The organism is Sulfitobacter sp. HNIBRBA3233, from assembly GCF_040149665.1.
GTDB lineage: Bacteria > Pseudomonadota > Alphaproteobacteria > Rhodobacterales > Rhodobacteraceae > Sulfitobacter > Sulfitobacter marinivivus.
The window spans coordinates 1,628,164-1,651,342 of the sequence record NZ_JBEFLP010000001.1 but is presented as its reverse complement, the minus strand read 5'-3'; the positions used below and the strand labels follow the sequence as shown (position 1 = coordinate 1,651,342).

The window sequence follows — 23,179 nt, the reverse complement described above, 5'->3', positions numbered from 1 at the left end:
CCCCCTCATATGCAAATTGTCTGCGTTATAGGGATGGATGCGTCCAGCGCAAGGGCGGAATGGGGGCGGCTGTGCATCTGTGCCGCAAAGATCCCGACGCGGGGCCGGGCGCCGGGACGCAAGGGCGCTAGCGGTAGAGGTAATCGCGCGTCAGAGGCACCGCATCGCGCCGGTGGGCCAGCTGCAACTGGTAGACGCATTGCATCTGGTGCTCGAAGGCAGCGATGCAGATCGCGAAATAGTAGCGGAACATGGCGACGAAACGGGCGTCGTACATCTGGGTGATCTGGTCGATGTTCTCTTCAAAGCGGTTGCGCCAGTGGCGCAGGGTTCGGGCGTAGTGCAGGCGCCACACCTCGATGTCGGATTGCCACAGGCCGCTACGCTCCATCGGGGAAGCCAGTTCCGACAGCGACGGCACATAGCCGCCCGGGAAGATGTACTTGTTCAGCCAGGTGCTGTGGGGCAGGGGCGCGGCGCTGCGCCCGATGGTGTGGATCAGGGCAATCCCGTCCGGTTTCAGCACCCGCGCGACACGCTCGAAATAGGTGTCGTAGTTCGGCAGCCCGACGTGTTCGAGCATCCCGACGCTGACCACGCGGTCGAAGGTGTCGGTCACCCGGCGGTAGTCCATCAGGCGAAAATCCACGCGGTCTTGCAGGCCTTCGGCCTCTGCACGAGCGCGGGCCGTGGCCAGCTGGTTCTCCGACAGGGTGATCGCGGTGACGCGCGCGTCGAAATCGCGGGCCAGCGTCAGCGCCATGCCGCCCCAGCCGCAGCCGATATCGAGAACATGCTCTCCGCCCTCAAGGCAGAGCTTGCGCGCGATATGGGCCTTCTTTGCCTCCTGCGCGGCGTCGAGCGTCATGTCGGGATCGCCGAAATAGGCGCAGGAATACTGCATGTCGGGGTCCAGAAAGAGCCGGTAGAGATCGTCGGAAATGTCGTAGTGATGGGCCACGTTCGCCCGTGCGCGGTGCGGCGCATTGCGCTGGATGAACCGGCGTGCGTGATAGCGCGCGCGGTAGCCTGCATTGACCCACCCCGGCAGACGCCCCGCATCGCGGTTTTCGATCAGCACCTGAAGGAAAGTATCGAGCGGCGTATCGACCAGCCGCAGCCGGTCGTCCATGTATCCTTCTCCCAGTGCCATTTCCGGGTCCAGACAGAACTGCCGCAAGAGTGCCTGATCGGTGATCTCAAACCGCACGCTGCGCCCCGTATCGGGGCCGTAGCGGCCGGTGGTGCCGTCCGGATAATCGACTGTCAGACGGTCGCGCACCATCAAGCGGCGAACCATCGTTTCAAATCCCGTCTTCCACATATCCTTGTCCCGTGGTGTGTGATCTGACGTCCCTAAATCTTCACGCAGATCGTGGCAGGGTCAACCCGGTGATGCCTCCGCGTCGAGAAAGGCGCGCAGGGCTGCTTCGAATTCGCGTGGTTTTTCAGCATGAAGCCAATGCCCCGCACCCGGCAGTTTGGCGAAACGCGCCCTTGGAAACAGCTCCTTTATCCGGGGGCGGTGTTCGGGGCGCACATAGTCGCTTTCGCCCCCCGACAGAAAGAACGCCGGACCCTCGAAGACACCTGTGACCTCAGGAAAGCCGATGATCGCGTCCATGTCCGCTTCGAGCGCGTCGAGGTTGAGTTTCCAGCGCTTGTTGGCCACATCCAGCGATTGGGTAAAGAAACTCTGCAGGGCCGGTTCCACGCCGTGGTGGCCCAGTTGCTCGCTGGCTTCGGAGCGGCGCGTCACGGTTGCGAGGTCTACCGACCGCATCGCGGCGATATGGTGGGACTGGCTGTGGGCGTAGGGAACGGGTGCGATATCGGCGACGATCAGGCGGCGCAGCAGATCGGGCCGCGTCAGCGCCAGAACCATCGCCGCCTTGCCGCCCATGGAGTGCCCGCACAGATCGACGGGTCCGCCGATGTGTTCGATCAGTTCTGCCAGATCGGCGGCCATTTCGGGGTAGGAATTGGTGGGCTCGGTCGGGCTGTCGCCGTGGTTGCGCATATCCGGGGTGATCACGCGGCTGCGGTCGGACAGGCGTTTGGCGATCACGCCCCAGTTGCGTCCGGACCCGTAGAGCCCGTGGACGATGACCAGTGGCGGCGCGTCGGTATCGGTACCATGTTCGGAATAGTTCAACATGCTACAGACCTAGCGCCATTGCGCACGGGGTTCCAGAGGCGCTAGGAAAGGGAATGATGTCGGACAGGGATATGGCGGCCAAGGCCAATGCGGTGCTGGGCCTGCTGCGCGAGAAATTCGGGGTGCAGGCGCGTGATCTGCGGCGCGGGGTTCGCCGCGTCGGCCGCCGGTTGCCGCGCCGCGTGCGGGAACGCGCCGACCGGCTGGTAGCGGCAGAGACGCTCGCACAAAATCCCAAGCTGGCCCGCCAGATCGACGCTGCCGCGGTCGAGAAGGATTTCGACGCCGTGGTCAGCCACCTGCGCGGTATCGACGTCGCGGACCGGCGGCGGGGACGATTGCTCGCGGTGGCGGCGACGATCGCTGCGAACTTGCTGGCGGTGATCGCCGCGTTCATCGTCTGGCTGTGGTGGCGCGGCTACGTCTGAGCGCGCCTGTGCCTCAGCCGCCGTATTGCGCGTCCGTCACCGGCTCCATCCAGTTTGCCGTCGCGCCATCTTCGGCCTCCTGCATGGCGATATGGGACATTGCGGTATCGGGCCCGGCCCCGTGCCAATGTTTCTCCCCCGGCGGGATCCAGACCACGTCGCCCGGGCGGATTGTCTGAATCTCCTCGCCCTCTTTCTGGACGCGTCCCGCGCCGGTGGTGACCATCAGTGTCTGCCCGTAGGGGTGCGTGTGCCAGTTGGTGCGCGCGCCCGGCTCGAAGGTCACGAGAATGGCGCGCAGGCGGGCGGGTTCGGGGGCCGCGTTGATCGGGTCCATGCGCACGGTGCCGGTGAAATAGGCGGCATCTGGCACGGTCGAGGGGCGGGAGCCTGCGGGATGGATGATCATGGTGACATTCCTTTGAACTGTTTGCGCCGAGCCTAGGGCGGCATCGCTGACACCGCTAGGGGATTCTGGCAGCCGCCTTCGCCCACAGCGGATCTTGCGCTGCCGGGTGCAGGTCACGCCGCAGCGCCGTGCCGCGCCCATGCATGAAAAAGGGCCGGTGCATCGCTGCACCGGCCCTCTTTGCTTACGGGGGTCTTGCTCAGAGGTTCGGATAGATCGGGAAGCGCGCACAGAGGGCTTCGACCTCGGCCTTCACCTTCGCCTCGACCTCCGCGTTGCCCTCTTCGCCGTTCTGGGCAAGGCCGTCGACCACTTCGATGATCCAGTCCGCGATCTGGCGGAACTCGTCCTCGCCAAAGCCGCGCGTTGTGCCCGCAGGAGAGCCCAGACGGATGCCGGAGGTAACCATCGGTTTTTCGGGGTCGAAGGGCACGCCGTTCTTGTTGCAGGTGATATGCGCGCGGCCCAGTGCCTTTTCTGTCGCGTTGCCCTTCACACCCTTGGGCCGCAGATCGACCAGCAGGACGTGGGTATCGGTGCCGTGGGTGATCGTATCAAGCCCGCCCTTGATCAGCTGGTCGCTCAATGCCTGCGCGTTCTTGATGACCTGCTGGATGTAGCTTTTGAACGAGGGGTCCAGCGCCTCGCCGAATGCTACGGCCTTGGCCGCGATCACATGCATCAGCGGGCCGCCCTGAATGCCGGGGAAAATGGCCGAGTTGAACTTCTTGGACAGTGCCTCGTCATTGGTCAGGATCATGCCGCCGCGCGGGCCGCGCAGGGTCTTGTGGGTCGTCGTTGTGGCAACATGCACATGCGGGAAGGGGTTGGGATATTCGCCTGCCGCGATCAGCCCGGCGAAATGCGCGACATCGGCCAGCAGATAGGCACCGACGCTGTCGGCGATTTCGCGCATCTTGGCGAAATCAATGGTGCGCGGGATGGCCGAGCCGCCGGCGATGATCATCTTGGGCTTGTGTTCGGTCGCCAGCTGCTGGACCTGATCATAGTCCAGCAGGTTGTCCTGCTGGCGCACGCCGTACTGGATGGCGTTGAACCATTTGCCTGACTGGTTCGGCTTGGCCCCGTGGGTCAGGTGGCCGCCTGCATCGAGGCTCATGCCGAGGATCGTATCACCGGGCTCCAGCAGTGCCTGGAACACACCCTGGTTCGCCTGACTGCCGGAGTTGGGCTGCACGTTGGCAAATCCGCAGTCAAAGAGCTTGCAGGCCCGTTCGATCGCCAGCTCTTCGGCGATGTCGACAAATTCGCAGCCGCCGTAGTAGCGGCGCCCGGGGTAGCCTTCGGCGTATTTGTTGGTCATCACGCCGCCCTGCGCTTCCATGACGGCGGCAGAGACGATGTTTTCCGATGCGATGAGTTCGATCTCGCTGCGCTGGCGGGCGAGTTCCTTGTTCGTGGCTTCGGCAATTGCCGGATCTGTCTCGGCGAGCGAGCGGGTGAAGAAGTCTGAGGTCTTGTTGTCCAACATGTGCATGCTCCTTGAGCCTGTGGGATTCCCGTTGGCGGTTTCGTATCGGAAACCCGCGCGGGAATGAAGATGGTAATGCGACTGGCTGTGGGATAGATGCGCCGCGCGGGCTGCGCGACCGCCATTTTGTCGCGTTTGGCGCTTTCGTCGGGCGCATCTGGCGCCACGGGGGATAATGTGTTTGTCTCGGTGGAAGACTTGCCACGATCGGAAACACCATGCCCCAGAAACTCGCCTTCGTGGCCAGCCGTGCGCCGGTGGCGCAGACCGCCCGGGCGGCGCTGACCGGACGGTACGGCAATGTCCCGCTGGAAGAGGCCGAGGTGATCGTTGCGCTGGGCGGTGACGGTTTCATGCTGCAAACACTGCACGAGACGCAGGATCTGCCCGCGCCGGTCTACGGGATGAATCGCGGCACCATCGGCTTCCTGATGAACGCCTACGCCGAAAGCGATCTGCGCGACCGTCTGGCGGCTGCCGAAGAGGCCGAGATCAACCCGCTGTCGATGAAGGCCACGCATACGGACGGCAGCGTATCGAACGCGCTGGCGCTGAACGAGGTGGCGCTGCTGCGCGAGGGGCCGCAGGCCGCGAAGCTGCAGATCACGGTGGACGGGCGCTTGCGCATGCAGGAGCTGGTCTGTGACGGCGCACTGGTGGCAACGCCGGCGGGATCGACCGCCTACAACTATTCCGCTCACGGGCCGATTCTGCCCATCGGCGCGGATGTGCTGGCCCTGACCGCGATGGCCGCGTTCCGACCCCGCCGGTGGCGCGGGGCCTTGTTGCCGAAGACGGCGACCGTGCGCTTTGACGTGATGGAAGCGGACAAGCGTCCGGTGATGGCGGATGCCGACGGCAACAGCCACCGCGACGTGCTGTCGGTCGAAATCAGGTCGGAGCCGAGCATCGTCCACAAGATCCTTTTCGATCCCGGTCACGGGCTGGAAGAGCGCCTGATCTCGGAACAGTTCAACTGACCGGTGCCAGCGCGGGCAGAGCATCTGCCGGTGCGCCTGCGGGCCTCCGTTGCGGGCGGTTCACCCTTGCGGGCGCAGATAACTCAGAACGATGTCGGTGGCTTGCGCCGCGCTGAGCACGGGTGGCAGCACGGTCAGAACGGCCCCGCCACCGTCGAGCAGGTAGACAAGCGATCCGTGGCTGTAGACGGGCCCGTATTCGGGATCTTCGTAGGCAAGCCGGTGATCGACGTTGAAAGCCGCATAGCTGGCGGAAAGGGCCTCGGCGTCGCCGGTCAGGCCGACCAGATCGGGATGCACCCGCGCCAGCGGCGCGCCCATCGTTTGGACCGTATCGCGGGCGGGATCGACCGTGATCATCAGCGGCGTTACCGTGATGCCGTGGGTTGCCACCGCGTCCGTCACATCCGCCATCAGGGGCAGGGCGGCGGTGCAGATGCCCGGACAATTCGCGTAGCCAAAGAACAACAGCTGTGCGTGCCCCTCGGGGTCTATCTGGGTGCGGGTTTGGCCGTTGTGGTCAACCAGTGTGAAAGGCCCGCCCTTGATAAGCGGAAACAGACCGTCCGCGCCGGAGGGGGCCGCCGGTGCGATGAGGGCAAGACCCGCACAGATCACCGCCATGCGGATCACTTGAACAGTTCCTTGATATAGGCGGCGTCCGCCTCCGGCCCGAGGCCGAGATAGCCGTTGCGTTCGATCTCCGCCAGAATCCGCGGCGACCGGCGGAACCACGGACCTTTGCCGGGTGCGTCGGGATTGTTGTCCGCCCAGTCGCGGGTCCAGCGGTTCGCCGCGGTCCAGTCGCCGCCGGATGGTTTGATCCGCTGGACGAGGTAGATGTTATCGGCGCCCAGATCGGGGTCGACGATCATCAAGCCGTCGACTTCGACAGTCTGGTTGCAATAGGGCACAAGATCCACCGCCGCGCCCGAAAACGCGGGCTGCGCGTTTTTCATCGGCAGCACCAGCACACCGTCCGCCACACGCTCCAGCCCCAGTTGGCGACGGCCCGCGCCGCAGTCCTCGGGGCAGTTGCCGGTGAAGGTACACAGCAGGTCCACGACACGCGCCTCGAAACGGGCGGGCTGCTCAGCGTAGAGGTTCCATGGCTTCGCTTCGGAACCGGCCGAGAAATCCTGTGCCGCCACGGGAAACGCCAGCAGGCACGCGAGCGCTGCGATGCGCGCGATCATTTCGCAGGGTCCGGAATGGCAAAGCCCGGCACCGGACCGTAATCGAGATGTGTCAGGTTGGTGATTTCGGGCGCGGCCTCGACCCGCCCGACGACGAGGTATTTCAGCCCGTCACGCTCGTACAGCATCGCGTCGGCTGTCACGTAGTAAGAGGCGAGCGACAACAGCGTGTCGCCCCCCGCGGCCTGATCGTCCTCGTCGACCTTGAGCACGGTATAAACTGTGCCGTCCTCGGCCAGAATGCCGACCGGGATGCCGCCCGCACTGCACCAGAGCGCGCAGGTGTGATGCGCCGTGCCGACCACCGCGTCAGGCCCGCCCATGACGCCGGAGTAATAGCACCACGTATCAATGATCTCTCCGCTGACCTGGACGCGGGTGCCGTCCTGCGCATGCGCCGGCAGGGCCGCAAGAACAAGCCAGCCAAAGGCCGCTGAGAGAGGTCGTTGCATGGCGAGACTCCGGTGGTTTCGGTGTCATCAGCGTAGAGGGCGGATCATCGCCGGAGCAAGGATTTATTCGGGCCAATGCGGAACGGAAGGCTCACGATCGCGTTATATCTATGAACAGCCGGACGTATGTCGAACGGCAAAACAGAACAGACAAAGAGGAGTATCCAAGATGAATTGGGACGAAATCAAAGGCAACTGGAAGCAGTTCAAAGGTCAGGCGCAACAGAAGTGGGGCGAACTGACGGACGACGATCTGGACAAGGCAGAAGGCAACCGTGAGGAGCTCGAAGGCCGGATTCAGGCGCGTTATGGCAAGTCGAAAGAGGAAGCCAAGCGCGAAGTCGACGAGTGGATGGCGAGCCACTAAACACGCCGGATAAAGAGTAAGAATGGGCGGTCCTTGCGGGCCGCCTTTTCTCGTTCGTGCGGGGCGGCGTGCGCTCTATCCCTGTGCGAGGCCGATAGACCGCAACGCCTCGCGGATTTCGTCGAGGATCGCGGGATCGTCAATCGTCGCGGGCAGCTTGAACTCTTCGCTGTCGGCGATCTTGACCATAGTTGCGCGCAAGATCTTGCCCGAACGGGTCTTGGGCAGGCGGTCCACCACCACAGCCAGCTTGAAGGCTGCCACCGGTCCGATCTTGTCGCGCACCAGCTTGACGCATTCGGCCGAGATTTCCGCATGCGGGCGGTTCACGCCCTTGGTCAGGCAGACGAACCCCACGGGCGCCTGACCTTTGAGCGGATCGCTCGCCCCGATCACGGCACATTCGGCGACGTCGGGATGGCTGGCCAGCACTTCTTCCATCGCTCCGGTCGACAGGCGGTGACCGGCAACGTTGATCACGTCATCGGTGCGCGCCATGATGTAGAGGTATCCGTCCTCGTCCATCATGCCCGCATCGCCCGTCTCGTAATAGCCGGGGAAGGTGGTCAGGTAGCTTTTGCGAAACCGTGCTTCCGCATTCCACAGGGTCGGCAGGGTGCCGGGCGGCAAAGGCAGCTTGATCGCAATCGCGCCAAGCGTTCCGGCGGGCAGCGGGTTGCCGCCCTCGTCGAGGATCTGCACGTCGTAGCCGGGCATCGGCACCGTGGGGGATCCGATCTTGACCGGCAGCGCTTCGCAGCCCGCGGGATTGCCCGCGATGGTCCAGCCGGTTTCTGTCTGCCACCAGTGGTCGTACACCGGCTTTTGCAGCATGTCCTGCGCCCAGACGATCGTGTCGGGGTCGGCGCGTTCGCCCGCAAGGTAGAGCGCGCGCAGGCACGACAGGTCGTATTTCTTCAGCTCTTCGCCCTTGGGGTCCTCGCGCTTGACCGCGCGGATCGCCGTGGGCGCGGTAAAGAAGCTGCGCACGTTGTGTTCGGAAATCACCCGCCAGAAGGTGCCCGCATCGGGGGTGCCCACGGGTTTGCCTTCGAAGACGATCGTGGTGTTGCCATGCACCAGAGGGCCGTAGGCGATATAGCTGTGCCCGACGACCCAGCCCACATCGGACGCGGCCCAGAAGACATCGCCGGGATCGACGTTGTAGATGTTCTTCATCGTCCAGTTGAGGGCCACGAGATGCCCGGCGGTGTGGCGCACGACCCCCTTGGGGGCACCGGTGGTGCCGGAGGTATAGAGGATATAGGCGGGATGGTTGCCCTCGACCGGAACGCAGTCAGCGGGCGTTGCCGCGGCAAGCGCCGCGTGCCATTCCACGTCGCGCCCGTCGATCAGCGCGCAGGGCTGTTCGGGCCGCTGGAGGATGATGCAGCAGTCGGGTTTGTGCTTGGCCATCTCGATGGCTCCGTCGAGCAGCGGTTTGTAGGACACCACGCGGCCCGGCTCCAGTCCGCAGGATGCGGCGATGACGGCCTTGGGGGTGCAATCGTCGATCCGCACGGCTAGTTCGTTGGCGGCGAAACCGCCGAAGACCACCGAATGGACAGCGCCGATACGCGCGCAGGCCAGCATGGCATCGATCGCCTCGGGCACCATCGGCATGTAGATGATGACGCGGTCGCCCTTGGTCACGCCCTGATCGACCAGCGCACCGGCCAGCCGCGCAACACGCGTCTGAAGCTCTGAAAACGTGATGGTCTGTTTGCTTTGCGTGATCGGGCTGTCGTGGATGATGGCGGCCTGATCGCCGCGCCCGTTTTCGACGTGGCGGTCGACGGCGTTGTAGCAGCCGTTTACCCGCGCATCCGCGTACCATTCATAAAGATCACCACCGAGGTCGAAGAGCGCCTTCTTCGGGGCTTCGACCCAGTCGATCGCCTGTGCCTGTTCAAGCCAGAAGCGTTCCGGATCCGCTTTGGCGGCGGCATATATATCGGCGTAACCCATCGTCATTTCCTCCCTGACATGTCTTGCCTAGGCGTTTCGGGCTTGCTGTTGCAAGGCTGGATCCATCCTGCGACCCGCTTTGTGTAAAGAAATTTTCCAAAGACGCCGCTCCTCTTTTCCCCACCCGTTCCTGTCGAATTTGGCACGCGGTGTCGAAAACGGATCGGACGCGCGGCGGTGGCTGGTGTAGAGTTGGAAAAGATGCGGGCGATTGGTCCCGTATCCGAAACCTTGAAAGGGTATGTCATGGGCGACAAGCGCGCCAACAAGGAAAAACAGGCGAAGCGGAAGACGAAAGTCTCGCTCGCGCCGGCACCATCCGCAGCACCGGTTGCAGGCGGAAAACCGGCCAGTGTGACCGGTCTGGTCGCACGCAAGAAATAACAGGTGCCGGCAAGGCGGGGGTGCCATGCCCCGCCTTGCCGGCAAAGCTTCAGCCGTATTCGGCCACCGGTGTACCCGCGATGGCCGCCATGTTCAGAAGCCCCCGCGCGGTGATCGCCGGTGACACAATATGCGCGCGGTTGCCCATTCCCATCAGGATCGGACCGACTTCGAGCCCGTCTGCCTTCATCTTCAGAATGTTGCGCACGCCGGAGGCCGCATCGGCGTGGCCGAAGACCAGCACGTTCGCGGGCCCCTGCATGCGGTTGCCGGGAAACAGGCGCGCCCGCAGCTCGGGGTCGAGCGCGGTGTCGATGTTCATCTCGCCCTCGTAGCTGAAATCGACCTGCGCCTCGTCCAGAATGCGGATCGCGCGGCGCAGACGGCTGCCGGAGCCTTCGCCCTGATTGCCGAACTGGCTTTGGCTGCACAGGGCGACATTGGGCGTGATGCCGAAGCGGCGCACGTGGCGGGCGGCGCCGATGGCGATTTCGGCAAGCTGTTCGGGCGTGGGATGCTGGTGCACCTGCGTATCGGCGATAAACAGCGGGCCGTCCTCGAGAATCATCATCGACAGGGCACCGTGGGGGCGGTGGCCGTCGCGCCCGAGCACCTGTTCGATGTAATTCAGATGCCAGCGGACCTCTCCGAAGGTGCCGCAGATCAGGCTGTCTGCCTCGCCGCGGTGCACCATGACCGCGCCGATGGCGGTGGTGTTGGTGCGCATGATCGCGCGCGCGATATCGGGCGACACCCCGCGGCGCGCCATGAGGTTGTGGTAGGTCTCCCAGTAGTCGCGGTAGCGCGGGTCGTTTTCGGGGTTCACGACCTCGACGGTCTCGCCGATGCGCAGGGTCATGCCGGCGCGCTCGAGCCGTGCCTCGATCACCTCGGGACGGCCAATCAGGATCGGGCGTTCCGTCGTTTCCTCGGTGATGGCCTGCGCGGCGCGCAGCACGCGCTCGTCCTCGCCTTCGGCAAAGACGATGCGGCGCGGGGCAAGGCGCGCCGCCTGAAACACGGGCCGCATGAGCAGGGCGGATTTGAACACCGATCCGTCAAGGCGGGTCTTGTAGGCGACCAGATCGTCCAGCGGTCTGGTGGCAACGCCGGTTTCCATCGCGGCCTTGGCCACGGCGGTCGATACGATGCCGACCAGACGCGGATCGAAGGGTTTGGGGATCAGGTAGTCGGGCCCGAAAGTCATCTGCTCGCCCTTGTAGGCGGCGGCCGCCTCGGCAGAGGTGGTGGCGCGGGCCAGTGCGGCGATGCCTTCAATGCAGGCGATCTTCATCTCGTCGTTGATTGTGGTCGCCCCTACATCCAGCGCTCCGCGAAAGATGAAGGGAAAACACAAGACGTTGTTGACCTGATTGGGAAAATCGGACCGGCCTGTGGCGATGATCGCGTCCGGGGCGACCGCGCGGGCGACATCGGGCATGATTTCCGGGTTCGGATTGGCCAGCGCAAAGATGATCGGGCGTGACGCCATCCGCGCTACCATTTCGGGCGTCAGCACGTTGGGGCCGGAGAGGCCGAGGAACAGGTCCGCGCCGTCGATCACATCGTCGAGCGTGCGCAGCTCCGTGTCCTGCGCGTATTCCGACTTGATCGGATTCATGTCGATCTCGCGGCCCTTGTGGACAAGGCCGTGGATGTCGCACAGCCATACGTTCTCGCGCTTGACGCCGAGTTTCAGCAGCATGTTCAGGCAGGCGATGCCCGCAGCGCCGCCACCGGTCGAGACGATCTTGATATCCTCGAAACGCTTTCCCGCCACATGCAGCGCGTTGGTGGCGGCGGCGCCCACGACAATCGCGGTGCCGTGCTGGTCATCGTGGAACACGGGGATGTTCATGCGCTCGCGGCAGATCCGCTCGACCGTGAAGCAATCCGGCGCCTTGATATCCTCAAGGTTGATCGCCCCGAAGGACGGCTCCAGCGCGCAGACGATCTCGGCCAGCTTTTCGGGATCGCTTTCGTCGAGTTCGATGTCGAAACAGTCGATGCTGGCGAATTTCTTGAACAGGACCGCCTTGCCCTCCATGACCGGTTTCGATGCCAGCGCGCCGATGTTGCCAAGGCCCAGCACCGCCGTGCCGTTCGTCACCACCGCCACAAGATTTGCGCGGGAGGTATAGAGCGCCGCAGTGGCCGGATCCTTCTGGATCTCGAGGCAGGCCTCCGCCACGCCGGGGCTGTAGGCGCGGGCCAAATCGCGCCCGTTCGCCAGCGGCTTGGTCGCGCGGATTTCCAGTTTTCCGGGCTTGGGAAAGGCGTGATAATCTAGCGCCGCCTGACGCGCGTTGGATGTGTCGGACATGATGGGCCTCCCCGGGGTATTCAGGATAGTTTAGTATTAAACTATTTTCGGTCGGGCAAGTGCCATGACCGCCTCTATCGGGCTAGCGTGGGCGGATGACGTCGCCCCGTCAAGGGGTGTTGGCCGCCTGCCACCCTCTGCGCGCGGGGTCTGCACCTCCACTTTCCTGCCGTGACCGGACAGGATCTCAGGGGGGCGGCGGGGGCGAGGGTAATCTTGCGGAAAGGGGGCGAAAACCCGTCGCATCTTTGGTGTGGGACAGCTAGTCTGGCACTCCGAAAGAATGGAGATCACAGATGTCAGAGTTGCGCGACGCCGCGGTGGCGGTTCGGGAAAACGCCCACGCCCCCTATTCGAACTTCAAGGTTGGTGCCGCCCTGCGGGGGGCCTCCGGCGCGATCTATGTCGGCTGCAACGTCGAGAATGTCGCCTATCCCGAAGGCACCTGCGCCGAGGCGGGGGCCATCGCCGCGATGGTCGCAGCGGGCGAGACGCGCCTGACCGAGGCCTATGTCGTTGCCGGATCGCCCCTGCCGGTGACGCCCTGTGGCGGCTGCCGCCAGAAGCTGGCCGAGTTCGGTGCGGCGGATGTGCAGGTGACGATGGCAACGGTCGACGGGGCCGAGGAAGTGCGCCGGATCTCGGATCTGTTGCCGGGCGCCTTTGATCCTTCGTTCATGGGGGGCTGAATGGCGGCGCGCGACATACTGGCAAAATTGCGCCACGACCGGCCGCTGAGCGTGGAAGACCTGCAATGGATCGCGGCAGCACTGGCCGATGGCCGTCTGAGCGATGCGCAGGCGGGCGCCTTCGCCATGGGCGTGTGCCGCTCAGGGCTGGACGAGGCGGGGCGCGTGGCGCTGACGCAGGCGATGTGTGCCTCCGGGACGGTTCTGCAGTGGGATCTCGACAAGCCTGTCCTGGACAAGCATTCCACGGGCGGTGTCGGTGACTGTGTGAGCCTCGTCCTCGCGCCGGCGCTGGCCGCCTGCGGGGCCTATGTGCCGATGATATCGGGGCGCGGCCTTGGTCATACCGGCGGCACACTTGACAAGATGGAGGCGATCCCCGGCGTCGGTGTGATGCTGGAGGAGGCGCGGCTGCGCCGTGTCGTGGCCGATGTCGGCTGTGCCATTGTCGGCGCGACAGGCGATATCGCCCCCGCCGACAAGAGGCTCTACGCGGTCCGTGACGTGACCTCGACCGTGGACAGTCTGGACCTGATCTGCGCGTCGATCCTCTCGAAAAAGCTGGCAGCGGGTCTGGAAGGTCTGGTGCTGGACGTGAAGGTCGGATCGGGCGCATTCATGAAAGACATCGAAGCCGCGCGCGCGCTGGCGCAGGCGCTGGTGGGGACGGCGAATGCGGCGGGCTGTCCCACGCAGGCCGTGCTGAGCGACATGAACCAGCCGCTGGTCCCCAGCCTGGGCAACGCGCTGGAGGTGGCCGAAGTCATGGAGGTGCTGACGGGGGTGCACGCCGGCCCGATCGTGGATCTTTGCGCGGCGCTGGGCGGCGCGCTGCTTGACCGTGCCGATCTGGCCGCAGACGCCGAGACCGGAGAGGAAATGATCCGTGAGGTGATTTCCGACGGACGGGCCGCCGAGCGGTTCGGCGCGATGGTCGCGGCCCTCGGCGGGCCGGTGCGCTTCGTCGAGCAATGGCAGAGGTTCCTGCCGGAGGCGACGGTTCTGCGCGAGGTGCCCGCGCCCGAATCGGGTGTGGTGCAGAACATCGACGGCGCGGCGCTGGGCATGGCGGTCGTCGATCTGGGGGGCGGTCGCATGGTCGAAAGCGATCCGGTCGATCCCGCCGTCGGCCTTGCCGAGGTGGTCCGGCTGGGCACCCGCGTCCGCAAGGGGCAGCCGCTGGCCCGTGTCCACGCCGCGCGGCCCGCGCAGGCGGATGCCGCCGTTGCCGCGGTTCAGGCCGCAATCACGCTGGGCGAAACTGCGCCCGCGCCACTGCCGCTGATCATCGAGAGGGTGGGCTGATGGCGCGTGCATTCCTGGCGGTGATGGACAGCGCAGGCATCGGCGGGGCGCCGGATGCCGACAGCTATTTCAACGGCGACACCCCTGACACCGGTGCCAATACACTCGGCCATATCGCGCGCGCCTGTGCCGAGGGCGCCGCCGAAGAGGGGCGCAGCGGGCCACTGGCCGTGCCGCATCTTGCCGCACTGGGCCTGGGCCGCGCCATCGAGGCCGCGTCCGGCCTGCCTGATCCCTTCGGGGTCATCCCTGTCGGCACATGGGCCGTGGCCACCGAAACCTCCCGTGGCAAGGACACGCCATCGGGGCATTGGGAACTGGCGGGGCTGCCAGTGACGTGGGACTGGCACTATTTCACCGCGCGCGAGCATTCGTTCCCGCCGGATCTGGTCGATCTGGTCGCCAAGGCCGCGGGCACGGACGGTATACTGGGCAACTGCCATGCCTCGGGCACGGCCATCATTGACGATCTGGGGGCAGAGCACCTGCGCACCGGCTGGCCCATCTGCTATACCTCTGTCGACAGCGTGTTCCAGATCGCCGCCCACGAAGAGGTGTTCGGCCTCGACCGTCTGTTGCAGCTCTGTGCCGATATCGCGCCGCACCTGCACGGCATGCGGGTGGGCCGGGTGATTGCACGTCCCTTTACCGGAGACACCGACAGCGGTTTCATCCGCACGCCGCGCCGCCGCGATTTCGCCCTGAAACCACCCGCGCCGGTGCTGAGCAACTGGGTGCAGGACGCGGGCCGCCCCTGCTTTGCCGTGGGCAAGATCGGCGATATCTTCTCGATGGAGGGGTTCGACGAGGTCCGCAAGGGGACGGATGCCGAGCTGATGGAGCATCTGTCCGATCTGGTCGACGATGCCCCCGACGGATCCTTAACCTTTGCGAATTTCGTCGAGTTCGACAGCCTCTACGGCCACCGCAGGGATGTGTCGGGATATGCGCGCGCGCTGGAGTTGTTCGACAGCGGCATCGGGCGGCTCATCGCGCGGCTGCGCCCCGATGACGTGCTGATCCTGACCGCGGACCATGGCAATGATCCGACATGGACCGGATCGGACCATACCCGCGAACGGGTTCCCGTGCTGATTGCGGGGCAGGGCGCAGGAAGCCTGGGGATGATCGGATTTGCGGATGTGGCATCTTTCGTTGCGGCGCATCTGGGGGTAGAGGTGCCCGCAACAGCGAAAGACAGGAGCCGGACATGAGCGATCAGCATCTCACCGTGGTGGATCATCCCTTGGTGCAGCACAAACTCACCATCATGCGCGACCGCGAGACGCCGACAGCGGTGTTCCGGCAGCTTCTGCGCGAAATCAGCCAGCTTCTGGCCTATGAGGTCACCCGCGGCCTGCCGCTGACGAGCAAGCGCATCGAAACGCCGATGGAAGAGATGATGGCCCCCACGCTCGACGGCAAGAAGCTGGCGCTGATCAGCATTCTGCGCGCGGGCAACGGGCTTCTGGACGGGGTGTTGGAGCTGATACCGTCGGCGCGTGTCGGTTTTGTCGGGCTTTACCGCGACGAAGAAACCCTGAAGCCGGTGCAATATTACTTCAAGGTGCCCGAGGGGCTGGAGGACCGTCTGGTGATCGCGGTCGACCCGATGCTGGCCACCGGCAATTCCTCGGTTGCGGCGATCGACCTGCTGAAACAGGCCGGGGCCACCAACATCCGCTTCCTGTGCCTGCTTGCCGCGCCCGAAGGCGTGGCGCGGATGAAAGAGGCCCACCCGGACGTGCCGATTGTCACCGCATCCGTGGATACGCAGCTCAATGAACTGGGATATATCGTTCCCGGGCTCGGCGATGCCGGCGATCGCATGTTCGGGACGAAATAATCCCCTAAAAAAGTGCTGATTGTCGCTGCTATCGCTTTACTCAGGGCGACAGCTTTGTCATTCTTGCTACCATATAATGTGGGGGCGGGCATGAAATTTACCAGACTTGTAGCAACAGCGTTCATCTTGGGGTCGATCAGTGGCACTGCGCTATTCGCGCAGTCCGCCCCCAAGGCCACACCGGCTGAATTTCCGCCCGCTTCCTACAAGGGCAAGCAATATGTCGACAGTCAGGGGTGTGTTTTCATCCGTGCCGGGATCGACGGGAATATCACATGGGTGCCCCGTGTTACCCGCGCGCGGCAAGGCGTCTGCGGCTTCAAGCCGACCTTCGCCGGTGAGGTCAGCGAAGCGGCGCCAGCGCCAGCGCCAGCGCCAGCGCCAGCGCCTGTGCAGACCGCTGCCGCCGAACCGGTGACGATCACCAACCCCGCGCCCGCCGCTGCGGCTGGTGCGGTCACGCCCAAGCCGCGCCCGGCGCCGGTCGTGCGCAAGGCTGCGCCAAAACCGAAGCCGAAAGTCGTGCGTCAGGTCGCCAAGCGCCCCGCACCCATCGTCGAGAAGCCGGCAGTCGCCCCCGTGCGCACGGCCCGCGTGACCGACCCGGCGACCGCCTGTCCGAACCTGTCGCCACTGGGGCAGGCCTACACCCGCGCCGGAAAGCTGGCGGTGCGCTGCGGCCCACAGACTGCCCCGATCATCGGCACGCGCAGCGTGCGGGGTGACCGGCCCGAAACTGTCGCAGCGCCAAGCACCCGCCGGGTGGCAAGCGTTGACGCCGCGCCGATCACGGTCTCTCCGAACCGGCGGATCGTGCCGCGCCACGTGGCCGTCAACCGCGTCAACACCACCAACGTGCGCGTCCCAAAGGGGTACAAGCGCGTGTGGGAAGACGGGCGGCTGAACCCGCACCGCGCCGAGCAGACGCTGGCCGGACACCAGGCCATGACGCTGATCTGGACCTCGACAGTGCCGCGCCGCCTGATCAATCAGGCGGATGGCACCGATGTCACAGCCTCCGTGCCGCTGGTCTATCCTTACGTCGATTACGCGCGCCAGCAGCGCGAGCTGGGCGAGGTCACTATCGTGCGCCGCAACGGCCAGATCCTCAAACGGATCCGGCGCGGTGTGACGGCGGCTCTGCAGCCCGGCCAGAACCGTCAGGCCCGTGTCGCGACGGTGGCGCGCCAGCCGGTCTATTCGACACGCTCGGCCCCGGTCACAACCACGCAGCGGGGCGTAAAACCCGCGCAGAAGCGCGCCGCGCTGAAGGCCGAGGTGGCGCGCAGTGGTTTCGTGCAGGCTGGTGCTTTCAACGATCCTGCTGCGGCGCAGGCGCGGGCCAAGCGCATCCAGCGCATGGGCCTGCCGGTGCGCGTGGGTCTCTACACAAAGAACGGCACGACAACGCGTCTGGTGATTGCGGGGCCTTTCGCCAATGACCGCGCGGTGCGCGGCGCGGTGAGCAAGCTGCGCGGCGCAGGGTATAACGCCTTCGCACGCTAGGCCTGCCGGACCGCAAACAGCTGTCAGCCTTCTGGCCCGTCGGAGAGGATCCGGCGGGCCAGATCTTTTGCCCAGGTCGCATAGATCGCGGGGCCGGGGTGAAACCCGTCCGACGCCATATCCGCAGGGTCGAGCGTTTCGGGAAGCGCGATATAGGTCGCGTCCGGCGTCCGGTCGAGCATCAGGCGTAACGCCGCATCGAAGCGGTCGGCACGGCGGCCCAGTACTGTGCGCAGCGGTGCGGGCAGCAGTGGGAACGCGCCCAGCGGCGGCACCTGTGCGACATATGTGCGGCGCACGCCCGCCCGGTCGCGCAGCTGGCCGCGCAGCGCCTCGTGATCTTTCAGCCAGCGCCGCAGTGGCGCACCGTGGGTCACGTCGTTCACCCCCAGCACGATGACCGCGATGTCCGATGGCGGCAGGGCGTAGGCGTCGAGTGCACGCAGCATCCCGTTGGTGGTGATGCCGGTGCGTGCGATCAGCGTCCATTGGACGTGGTGGCGATCCGACAGGGCCAGCGCCAGCTGTCCGGCGAGCGCTTCGGACTGGTGCGACGCGCCGACACCCGCCGCCGAGCTGTCACCGACGATCAGCAGTCGCAGCGGCATGCCGGTGCCGCTGGTTCCGTGGCGTGGCCCGATCGCCTCGGGCAGCTTGAGGGCGCGGCGGCGCAGCCCCACGGCCTGCCAGATCAGCACCGGTGACAGCAACGCGGCGAAAGTGGTGTCGCGGATTACCCGCCGCAGATGCTTTGCAGTCTCAACCATGTGCTATCGGCCAGCAGGGGATCGGTGGCGCGGCCCGCCTGCGGGTCCGCCTCGATCAGGGGCAGGACGGATTCGCCGGTGATGTCGCGGGCGCGCGCGTAGGGGGTGCTGCGCACCTGCGTGCTCTCGAAAAGCGCCAGCAGGTTGCCCATATCGGGTTCGCGTTTTTCCGCCGTGACGAGCTGCTCTGCGTAGGCATCAAGCGCGCTGTCGGAAATCTCTCCGGTGGTCAGCAGGCGGAAATTCTCCCACGGGCCAGCGGCGTCCAGCAGCGTGGCGAGCGGATCGCGTTCGACCTGAAGCGCAAGCTCGGCCAGAATGAACCCCGCCGCGACATCGGGTTCTTCCCAATCCTCGAACACCGACCGGTTCAGAACGATCACGCCGCCGGGCAGGTGCAAGGCGGGGCGCGTCAGCCCGGGCACCACGGCGAGTTTGGGCGTGTTCAGCCGCGCGCCGAGGGTGCGCAGCGCGCGCAGGCCCGCCTCGTCCTCGCAAAGGGGGCCGGCAACCCGTTGCAGGCGGTCCATCAGCGCGACGCCTATCGCCTCGCGCTTGACCTGCGGAACCACACGCAGCGTGTTGTCACGCATCGCACCGGGCAGCCAGAACAGCATCAGCGCCGCCACGGCCGAAACCGACAGCGCCGCGCCGAGCCAGCGCAAACGCCCGGGCCGGGGCCGCGTGCGCAGCACGGCGCGGCGCAGCTGTTCTATCGCCTCGATCATCTCGGTTTCGCCGGCGTCGATTTCCAGCGTCTCGCCGGGATCGCCGTCGGGGTGGTAGATCGCCGGCATTACGCCGGGGTTGAAGCGCTCCACGGCGGCGAGCGACCAATGCGTGATGGCCTGGTCCTTGGTGTCCGAGATCACCAGCGTCGCATCCCCGACCGAGACGACAACCTCGCGCCGCTGGCTGTCGGGACTGGCCCGCCACAGGCCGGTCGCTTCAAGACGCGCGTATTTCTTCAGGGCTGTCACGGGGCGGGGCTGCTCGGGCTATTGTTGTTTCTTGTGTTGCGCGCCACATTAGCACCTGACAGGAGCGGGGCAATGGTCAGCGCAGAGGAGAGGGCAGATGCAAATCAGACCGGCAGTGGCGGCGGACACAGCAGAGATCGCGCGCATCTGGCATCTGGGCTGGCATCAGGCCCACGCGGGGCTGGTGGATGCCGACCTCGTGCGGTTGCGCGACCCCTCTGAATTCGCCAATCGGACCGCCGCGCGCATCGACCGGACGTGGGTGGCCGAAAAGGATGGGGCGCTTGCGGGGTTCTACATGATCGAGGGCAGCGAGCTCTACCAGTTCTACGTTGATGCAGACCACCGCGGTGCGGGTGTCGCCAAGGAGATGATGGCCGCGGCAGAGGCGGATCTGCCTGCGCCGCGCGCGTGGCTGGCCTGCACCGTCGGAAACGACCGCGCGGCGGCATTCTACACCAAATGCGGTTGGGAAAACCGCGGGCCCGAGGACTGCGCGGTTGAAACCTCGGAAGGTCCGCGCAACGTGCGGATCTGGCGGTTCGAGCGCGACATCGCGGCGGCCTGACCGCGCCGACCGCGCCTGCGGCGTGACTAGAGTTCGGAGGCGATTTTCCGCAGGGCGAATTTCTGGATCTTTCCGGTCGATGTTTTCGGAAGCTCCTGGAACACGACTTTCTTCGGTGCCTTGAACCCGGCAAGGGTTTCGCGGGCAAAGGCGATCATCGCGGCCTCGTCCACTTGCATGCCGGGTTTCAGCTCGACAAAGGCGCAGGGCACCTCGCCCCATTTCTCGTCCGGCTTGGCGACCACGGCGGCCAGCATCACCGCATCGTGGCCCATCAACGTGCCCTCGACTTCCACCGAAGAGATATTCTCGCCACCGGAAATGATGATATCCTTGGCGCGGTCTGAAATCTGGATATAGCCGTCGTCGTGCTGCACGGCCAGATCGCCGGAATGGAAATAGCCGCCTGCGAAGGCCTCGCGCGTGGCCGCCTCGTTCCTGTAGTACCCTTTCATGACCGAATTGCCTCGGATCATGATCTCGCCCTGCTCGGTCCCGTCGCGGGCGACAGGGGTCATCTGTTCGGTCATCACGGTGATGTCGTCCATCATCGGCATGAGCACGCCCTGACGCGCCTTGATCGCCGCGCGTCCGCGCGTGTCCAGATCGCCCCAGTCTTCCTCGCGCCAGATACATTCGGTGACGTGGCCGTAGGTTTCGGTCAGCCCGTAGACCTGCGTGACGTTGAAACCCATCGCCTCGATCTTGGACAGGGTGGCGGGGGCAGGGGGCGCGCCTGCGGTGAAGACCTCGACCGTGTGGTCGAATGCGCGGCGGTCTGCGGCATCGGCGTTGACGAGCATGTTCAGAACAATGGGCGCACCGCCGAAATGGGTCACGCCCTCGTCCGCGATCGCGTTGAAGATATTGGCCGCCGTAATGTCACGGCAACAGACCAGCGTGCCGCCGATCAGCGGCATCATCCACGAATGGTTCCACCCGTTGCAGTGAAACAGAGGTACGATCTGCATGAAGATCGGGTGAAGCACCATCCGCCAGCTGATCACGGTGCCCATCGTCATCAGATAGGCACCGCGATGGTGGTAGACGACGCCCTTTGGCCGCCCCGTGGTGCCGGAGGTATAATTGAGCGCGAGGCTCTCCCATTCGTCCTGTGGCATGATCCAGTCGAAATTGGGATCGCCCGCTGCCAGAAGATCATCGTAGGTGCGGTGCCTTCCGGTCGCGGGATAGCCCGCGTCGGGATCGGGGACTTCCACGATCACGGGGCCGTCGCCCTCCATCGCGGCGACAGAGGCTTCGGCCAGATCGAGAAACTGGGTGTCGACCAGCACCATCTTCGCGCCGCCGTGTCCGAAGGTGAAGCTGACCGTCCCTTCGTCGAGGCGCGTGTTGATTGTGTTGAGCACAGCGCCGCAGGCGGGAACGCCGAAATGCGCCTCGGCCTGCGCGGGGATGTTGGGCAGGATCGTCGCCACGACATCTCCCGGTGCGATCCCTGCGCGCGCAAGCGCCGAGGCAAGGCGCGAACAGCGACCGTAGTATTCGCCGTAGGTGACGCGGTGGTTGCCGTAGATGACCGCGGTACGCTTGGCAAAGACATCCGCGGCGCGGCGCATATGCGACAGGGGGGTCAGCGGGACATGGTTGGCCGCGACGCGGTCGAGCCCGGCTTCATCTTGCATCCAGCCCATCTGTTCCGCTCCCCACAACAACATTGCGCCTACTGGTGAACACGATATTCAGGGCGGATAGGAATGCAATCGGCAATGCAGGGGAGGTGCCGCCTTTGACCGACACACCATTGCGTCCGGGGCTTGCGGCCCTCAGCGTCGTCGGAGGCATGTTCGCGCTGGGCATCACCGATAATTTTGTCCCCTATATTTCGGGCACGGGATCGCTGTGGCAGTTCCATATGCTGCGCGGGGTGCTGGCGGTTTTGCTGCTTGTGGCGCTGGCAGCGGCCGGTGTCGGCGTGATCCGCCCGCTCAGCTGGCGCGCGGTTCTCGGGCGCAGCCTGTTTCCCGCCACGGCGATGCTGATCTACTTCGGCTGCCTGTCGGTTCTGCCCATCGGCGTGGTCGTGGCGGGGCTGTTTACCGCGCCGCTCTTCGTGCTGCTGATCTCGGTCGTTTTTCTGGGGGAACGGGTGGGGCCGGTGCGCATCGGCGCGGCGGTGCTGGGCTTTGCGGGCACGCTGCTGGTGATACAGCCCGATCCCGCGGCGCTGGATCCGGTATCCTTCCTGCCCGTGGTGGCAGGCGGTTTTTATGCCATCGGGGCGGTCGTGACGCGGCTATGGTGCGCCCGCGAGGGGGCGGTGGCGCTTTCCGCCGGTTTCTTCGCGATGCTTGCGGTCTTCGGGGCGATCGGTGTGCTGGTGCTGCCCGCGGGCGGGCCGGTCGGCCACGACGGTTTCGCCCTGCGCGGCTGGGTGCCGCTGAGCGTCGAGATGTGGTTCTGGATCGCGGTGCAGGCGGTGGGATCGATCATCGGGATCGGCCTGATATTCCGCGGATACCTTCTGGGCGAGGCGGGCAGCGTCGCGATCTACGAATACTCGCTGCTGGTTTTCGCAAGCTTCTGGGCCTGGGTCCTATGGGGGCAGACCGTGGGGCCCTGGGCATTGCTGGGAATGGCCTGCATCGCGGTGGCGGGCGCGGTGATCTCGCGGCGCTCGGGCGATGCGGTGCCGGTGCGCAACGTCAAGCTTCCCGAGGAGGAGCTTCGGTGATCCTCAGTCGGGGGCGGCAGTATCTATTCGTGCATGCGCCAAAGACCGGGGGGACATCCATGGCGCTGGCACTGGAGGCGCGCGCCATGAAGGACGACATCATGCTGGGCGACACGCCAAAGGCGCTGAACCGCCGGCACCGGGTGCGCCCCGCCCCCGAAAGCGGGCGCCTGTGGAAACATTCGACCCTTGCCGATCTCGACGGTATCGTGACGCGCGACGAGATGGACGGGCTGCTGATCTTCACCATGGTGCGCAATCCATGGGACCGCATGGTCAGCTATTACCACTGGCTGCGCGGGCAAAGCTTTGACCACGAGGCGGTGCGCCTTGCGCAGGGCAGCGATTTCGAAACTTTTGTCCGTGCACCCGTGATCGCCGAGAGTTTCCGTCGCACGCCGGCGGCGCATTACGTCACCGACGCCAATGGCACCGAACGCGGAGATCTGTTCATCCGGCTGGAGCACTGGCGCGAAGACATAGGGCCGCTGGAGGGGCATCTGGGGTTCGCCCTTGAGCTGCCCCACATCAACCGCAGCGACAGAGTGCCGGACTATCGCACCGCCTACTCTGAGGCGAGCCGCGCGGCGGTTGCCGACTATTGCGCCAGCGACATCGCGCGCTTCGGATATCGGTTCGATGAGTCGCCGCAGGCGTAATGGCCGC

At 65.4% G+C, this 23,179-nt stretch carries 24 protein-coding genes; 12 read left to right on the top strand and 12 right to left on the bottom strand.

Annotated elements, in window-relative coordinates:
* Window positions 1-127: 127 nt before the first annotated feature.
* Window positions 128-1,300: a class I SAM-dependent methyltransferase gene (locus ABMC89_RS07930; RefSeq protein ID WP_349566932.1), complete on the bottom strand. Its 1,173-nt coding sequence runs from the start codon at window positions 1,298-1,300 to the stop codon at window positions 128-130.
* 84 nt (window positions 1,301-1,384) lie between these two features.
* Window positions 1,385-2,158, bottom strand: a complete 774-nt coding sequence (locus ABMC89_RS07925) for an alpha/beta fold hydrolase (protein WP_349566929.1) — start codon at window positions 2,156-2,158, stop codon at window positions 1,385-1,387.
* Window positions 2,159-2,211: 53 nt separating this feature from the next.
* On the opposite strand from ABMC89_RS07925, the gene ABMC89_RS07920 reads away from it, so the two are divergent.
* Complete coding sequence (locus ABMC89_RS07920; protein ID WP_349566927.1) at window positions 2,212-2,586, top strand: hypothetical protein; 375 nt, start codon at window positions 2,212-2,214, stop codon at window positions 2,584-2,586.
* Between the two features lie 13 nt (window positions 2,587-2,599).
* Here ABMC89_RS07920 and ABMC89_RS07915 read toward each other — a convergent pair whose 3' ends face one another.
* Both ABMC89_RS07915 and glyA read right to left on the bottom strand, forming a co-directional pair.
* Window positions 2,600-2,995 carry a (R)-mandelonitrile lyase gene (locus ABMC89_RS07915; protein WP_349566925.1) on the bottom strand — a complete coding sequence of 132 codons (396 nt, stop codon included), beginning with the start codon at window positions 2,993-2,995 and terminating at the stop codon, window positions 2,600-2,602.
* 199 nt (window positions 2,996-3,194) lie between these two features.
* A complete protein-coding gene (gene glyA, locus ABMC89_RS07910) occupies window positions 3,195-4,487 on the bottom strand; it encodes a serine hydroxymethyltransferase (protein ID WP_349566923.1) in 1,293 nt (430 codons plus the stop codon).
* A gap of 218 nt (window positions 4,488-4,705) precedes the next feature.
* On the opposite strand from glyA, the gene ABMC89_RS07905 reads away from it, so the two are divergent.
* Window positions 4,706-5,467, top strand: a complete 762-nt coding sequence (locus tag ABMC89_RS07905; protein WP_349566921.1) for an NAD kinase — start codon at window positions 4,706-4,708, stop codon at window positions 5,465-5,467.
* A gap of 60 nt (window positions 5,468-5,527) precedes the next feature.
* Here ABMC89_RS07905 and ABMC89_RS07900 read toward each other — a convergent pair whose 3' ends face one another.
* Genes ABMC89_RS07900 through ABMC89_RS07890 form a run of 3 tightly spaced genes read right to left on the bottom strand, consistent with a single transcriptional unit; the run spans window position 5,528 to window position 7,115 of the window.
* On the bottom strand, window positions 5,528-6,091 hold the full coding sequence (locus ABMC89_RS07900) for an SCO family protein (protein WP_349568565.1): 564 nt from the start codon (window positions 6,089-6,091) through the stop codon (window positions 5,528-5,530).
* A 5-nt stretch (window positions 6,092-6,096) separates the two neighbouring features.
* The gene (locus ABMC89_RS07895) at window positions 6,097-6,663 is read right to left on the bottom strand and encodes a hypothetical protein (protein WP_349566919.1); all 567 of its coding nucleotides are present in this window, start codon (window positions 6,661-6,663) and stop codon (window positions 6,097-6,099) included.
* On the bottom strand, window positions 6,660-7,115 hold the full coding sequence (locus tag ABMC89_RS07890) for a hypothetical protein (RefSeq protein ID WP_349566917.1): 456 nt from the start codon (window positions 7,113-7,115) through the stop codon (window positions 6,660-6,662). The genes ABMC89_RS07895 and ABMC89_RS07890 overlap by 4 nt, the downstream gene beginning before the upstream one ends.
* 169 nt (window positions 7,116-7,284) lie before the next feature.
* Between ABMC89_RS07890 and ABMC89_RS07885 the strand changes: the two genes are divergently transcribed.
* Window positions 7,285-7,482 carry a CsbD family protein gene (locus ABMC89_RS07885; protein WP_349566915.1) on the top strand — a complete coding sequence of 66 codons (198 nt, stop codon included), beginning with the start codon at window positions 7,285-7,287 and terminating at the stop codon, window positions 7,480-7,482.
* A gap of 75 nt (window positions 7,483-7,557) precedes the next feature.
* On the opposite strand, the gene ABMC89_RS07880 is transcribed toward ABMC89_RS07885, so the two are convergent.
* A complete protein-coding gene (locus ABMC89_RS07880) occupies window positions 7,558-9,450 on the bottom strand; it encodes a propionyl-CoA synthetase (protein ID WP_349566913.1) in 1,893 nt (630 codons plus the stop codon).
* Window positions 9,451-9,696: 246 nt separating this feature from the next.
* Between ABMC89_RS07880 and ABMC89_RS07875 the strand changes: the two genes are divergently transcribed.
* Window positions 9,697-9,834, top strand: a complete 138-nt coding sequence (locus tag ABMC89_RS07875; protein ID WP_349566911.1) for a hypothetical protein — start codon at window positions 9,697-9,699, stop codon at window positions 9,832-9,834.
* A gap of 49 nt (window positions 9,835-9,883) precedes the next feature.
* On the opposite strand, the gene ABMC89_RS07870 is transcribed toward ABMC89_RS07875, so the two are convergent.
* On the bottom strand, window positions 9,884-12,157 hold the full coding sequence (locus ABMC89_RS07870; protein WP_349566909.1) for an NADP-dependent malic enzyme: 2,274 nt from the start codon (window positions 12,155-12,157) through the stop codon (window positions 9,884-9,886).
* 296 nt (window positions 12,158-12,453) lie between these two features.
* Between ABMC89_RS07870 and ABMC89_RS07865 the strand changes: the two genes are divergently transcribed.
* The 5 genes from ABMC89_RS07865 (at window position 12,454) to ABMC89_RS07845 (ending at window position 17,503) form a co-directional block, all read left to right on the top strand.
* Entirely contained in the window at window positions 12,454-12,846 is a 393-nt protein-coding gene (locus tag ABMC89_RS07865) for a cytidine deaminase (RefSeq protein WP_349566907.1), read from the top strand.
* Window positions 12,847-14,151, top strand: coding sequence for a thymidine phosphorylase (locus ABMC89_RS07860; RefSeq protein ID WP_349566905.1), 1,305 nt, complete (start codon window positions 12,847-12,849; stop codon window positions 14,149-14,151).
* Window positions 14,151-15,365 (top strand): phosphopentomutase, encoded by a 1,215-nt coding sequence (locus ABMC89_RS07855; protein ID WP_349566903.1) that lies wholly within the window; start codon window positions 14,151-14,153, stop codon window positions 15,363-15,365. Before ABMC89_RS07860 ends, ABMC89_RS07855 begins: the two co-directional genes overlap by 1 nt.
* Window positions 15,362-15,997, top strand: a complete 636-nt coding sequence (upp, locus tag ABMC89_RS07850; protein WP_349566901.1) for a uracil phosphoribosyltransferase — start codon at window positions 15,362-15,364, stop codon at window positions 15,995-15,997. Before ABMC89_RS07855 ends, upp begins: the two co-directional genes overlap by 4 nt.
* Before the next feature lie 90 nt (window positions 15,998-16,087).
* Window positions 16,088-17,503 (top strand): SPOR domain-containing protein, encoded by a 1,416-nt coding sequence (locus ABMC89_RS07845; RefSeq protein ID WP_349566899.1) that lies wholly within the window; start codon window positions 16,088-16,090, stop codon window positions 17,501-17,503.
* A gap of 23 nt (window positions 17,504-17,526) precedes the next feature.
* Here the strand turns inward: ABMC89_RS07845 and ABMC89_RS07840 are convergent, their stop codons facing one another.
* Together ABMC89_RS07840 and ABMC89_RS07835 are read right to left on the bottom strand one after the other, a co-directional pair.
* Window positions 17,527-18,270 (bottom strand): SGNH/GDSL hydrolase family protein, encoded by a 744-nt coding sequence (locus ABMC89_RS07840; RefSeq protein WP_349566897.1) that lies wholly within the window; start codon window positions 18,268-18,270, stop codon window positions 17,527-17,529.
* Window positions 18,237-19,250, bottom strand: a complete 1,014-nt coding sequence (locus ABMC89_RS07835; protein ID WP_349566895.1) for a hypothetical protein — start codon at window positions 19,248-19,250, stop codon at window positions 18,237-18,239. The genes ABMC89_RS07840 and ABMC89_RS07835 overlap by 34 nt, the downstream gene beginning before the upstream one ends.
* Before the next feature lie 97 nt (window positions 19,251-19,347).
* On the opposite strand from ABMC89_RS07835, the gene ABMC89_RS07830 reads away from it, so the two are divergent.
* Window positions 19,348-19,818 carry a GNAT family N-acetyltransferase gene (locus ABMC89_RS07830; protein WP_349566893.1) on the top strand — a complete coding sequence of 157 codons (471 nt, stop codon included), beginning with the start codon at window positions 19,348-19,350 and terminating at the stop codon, window positions 19,816-19,818.
* A gap of 26 nt (window positions 19,819-19,844) precedes the next feature.
* Here ABMC89_RS07830 and ABMC89_RS07825 read toward each other — a convergent pair whose 3' ends face one another.
* Window positions 19,845-21,473 (bottom strand): AMP-binding protein, encoded by a 1,629-nt coding sequence (locus ABMC89_RS07825; protein WP_349566891.1) that lies wholly within the window; start codon window positions 21,471-21,473, stop codon window positions 19,845-19,847.
* Between the two features lie 95 nt (window positions 21,474-21,568).
* On the opposite strand from ABMC89_RS07825, the gene ABMC89_RS07820 reads away from it, so the two are divergent.
* A complete protein-coding gene (locus tag ABMC89_RS07820) occupies window positions 21,569-22,513 on the top strand; it encodes a DMT family transporter (RefSeq protein ID WP_349566889.1) in 945 nt (314 codons plus the stop codon).
* A complete protein-coding gene (locus tag ABMC89_RS07815; RefSeq protein ID WP_349566887.1) occupies window positions 22,510-23,172 on the top strand; it encodes a sulfotransferase family protein in 663 nt (220 codons plus the stop codon). Before ABMC89_RS07820 ends, ABMC89_RS07815 begins: the two co-directional genes overlap by 4 nt.
* The last annotated feature ends 7 nt before the right edge of the window (window positions 23,173-23,179 follow it).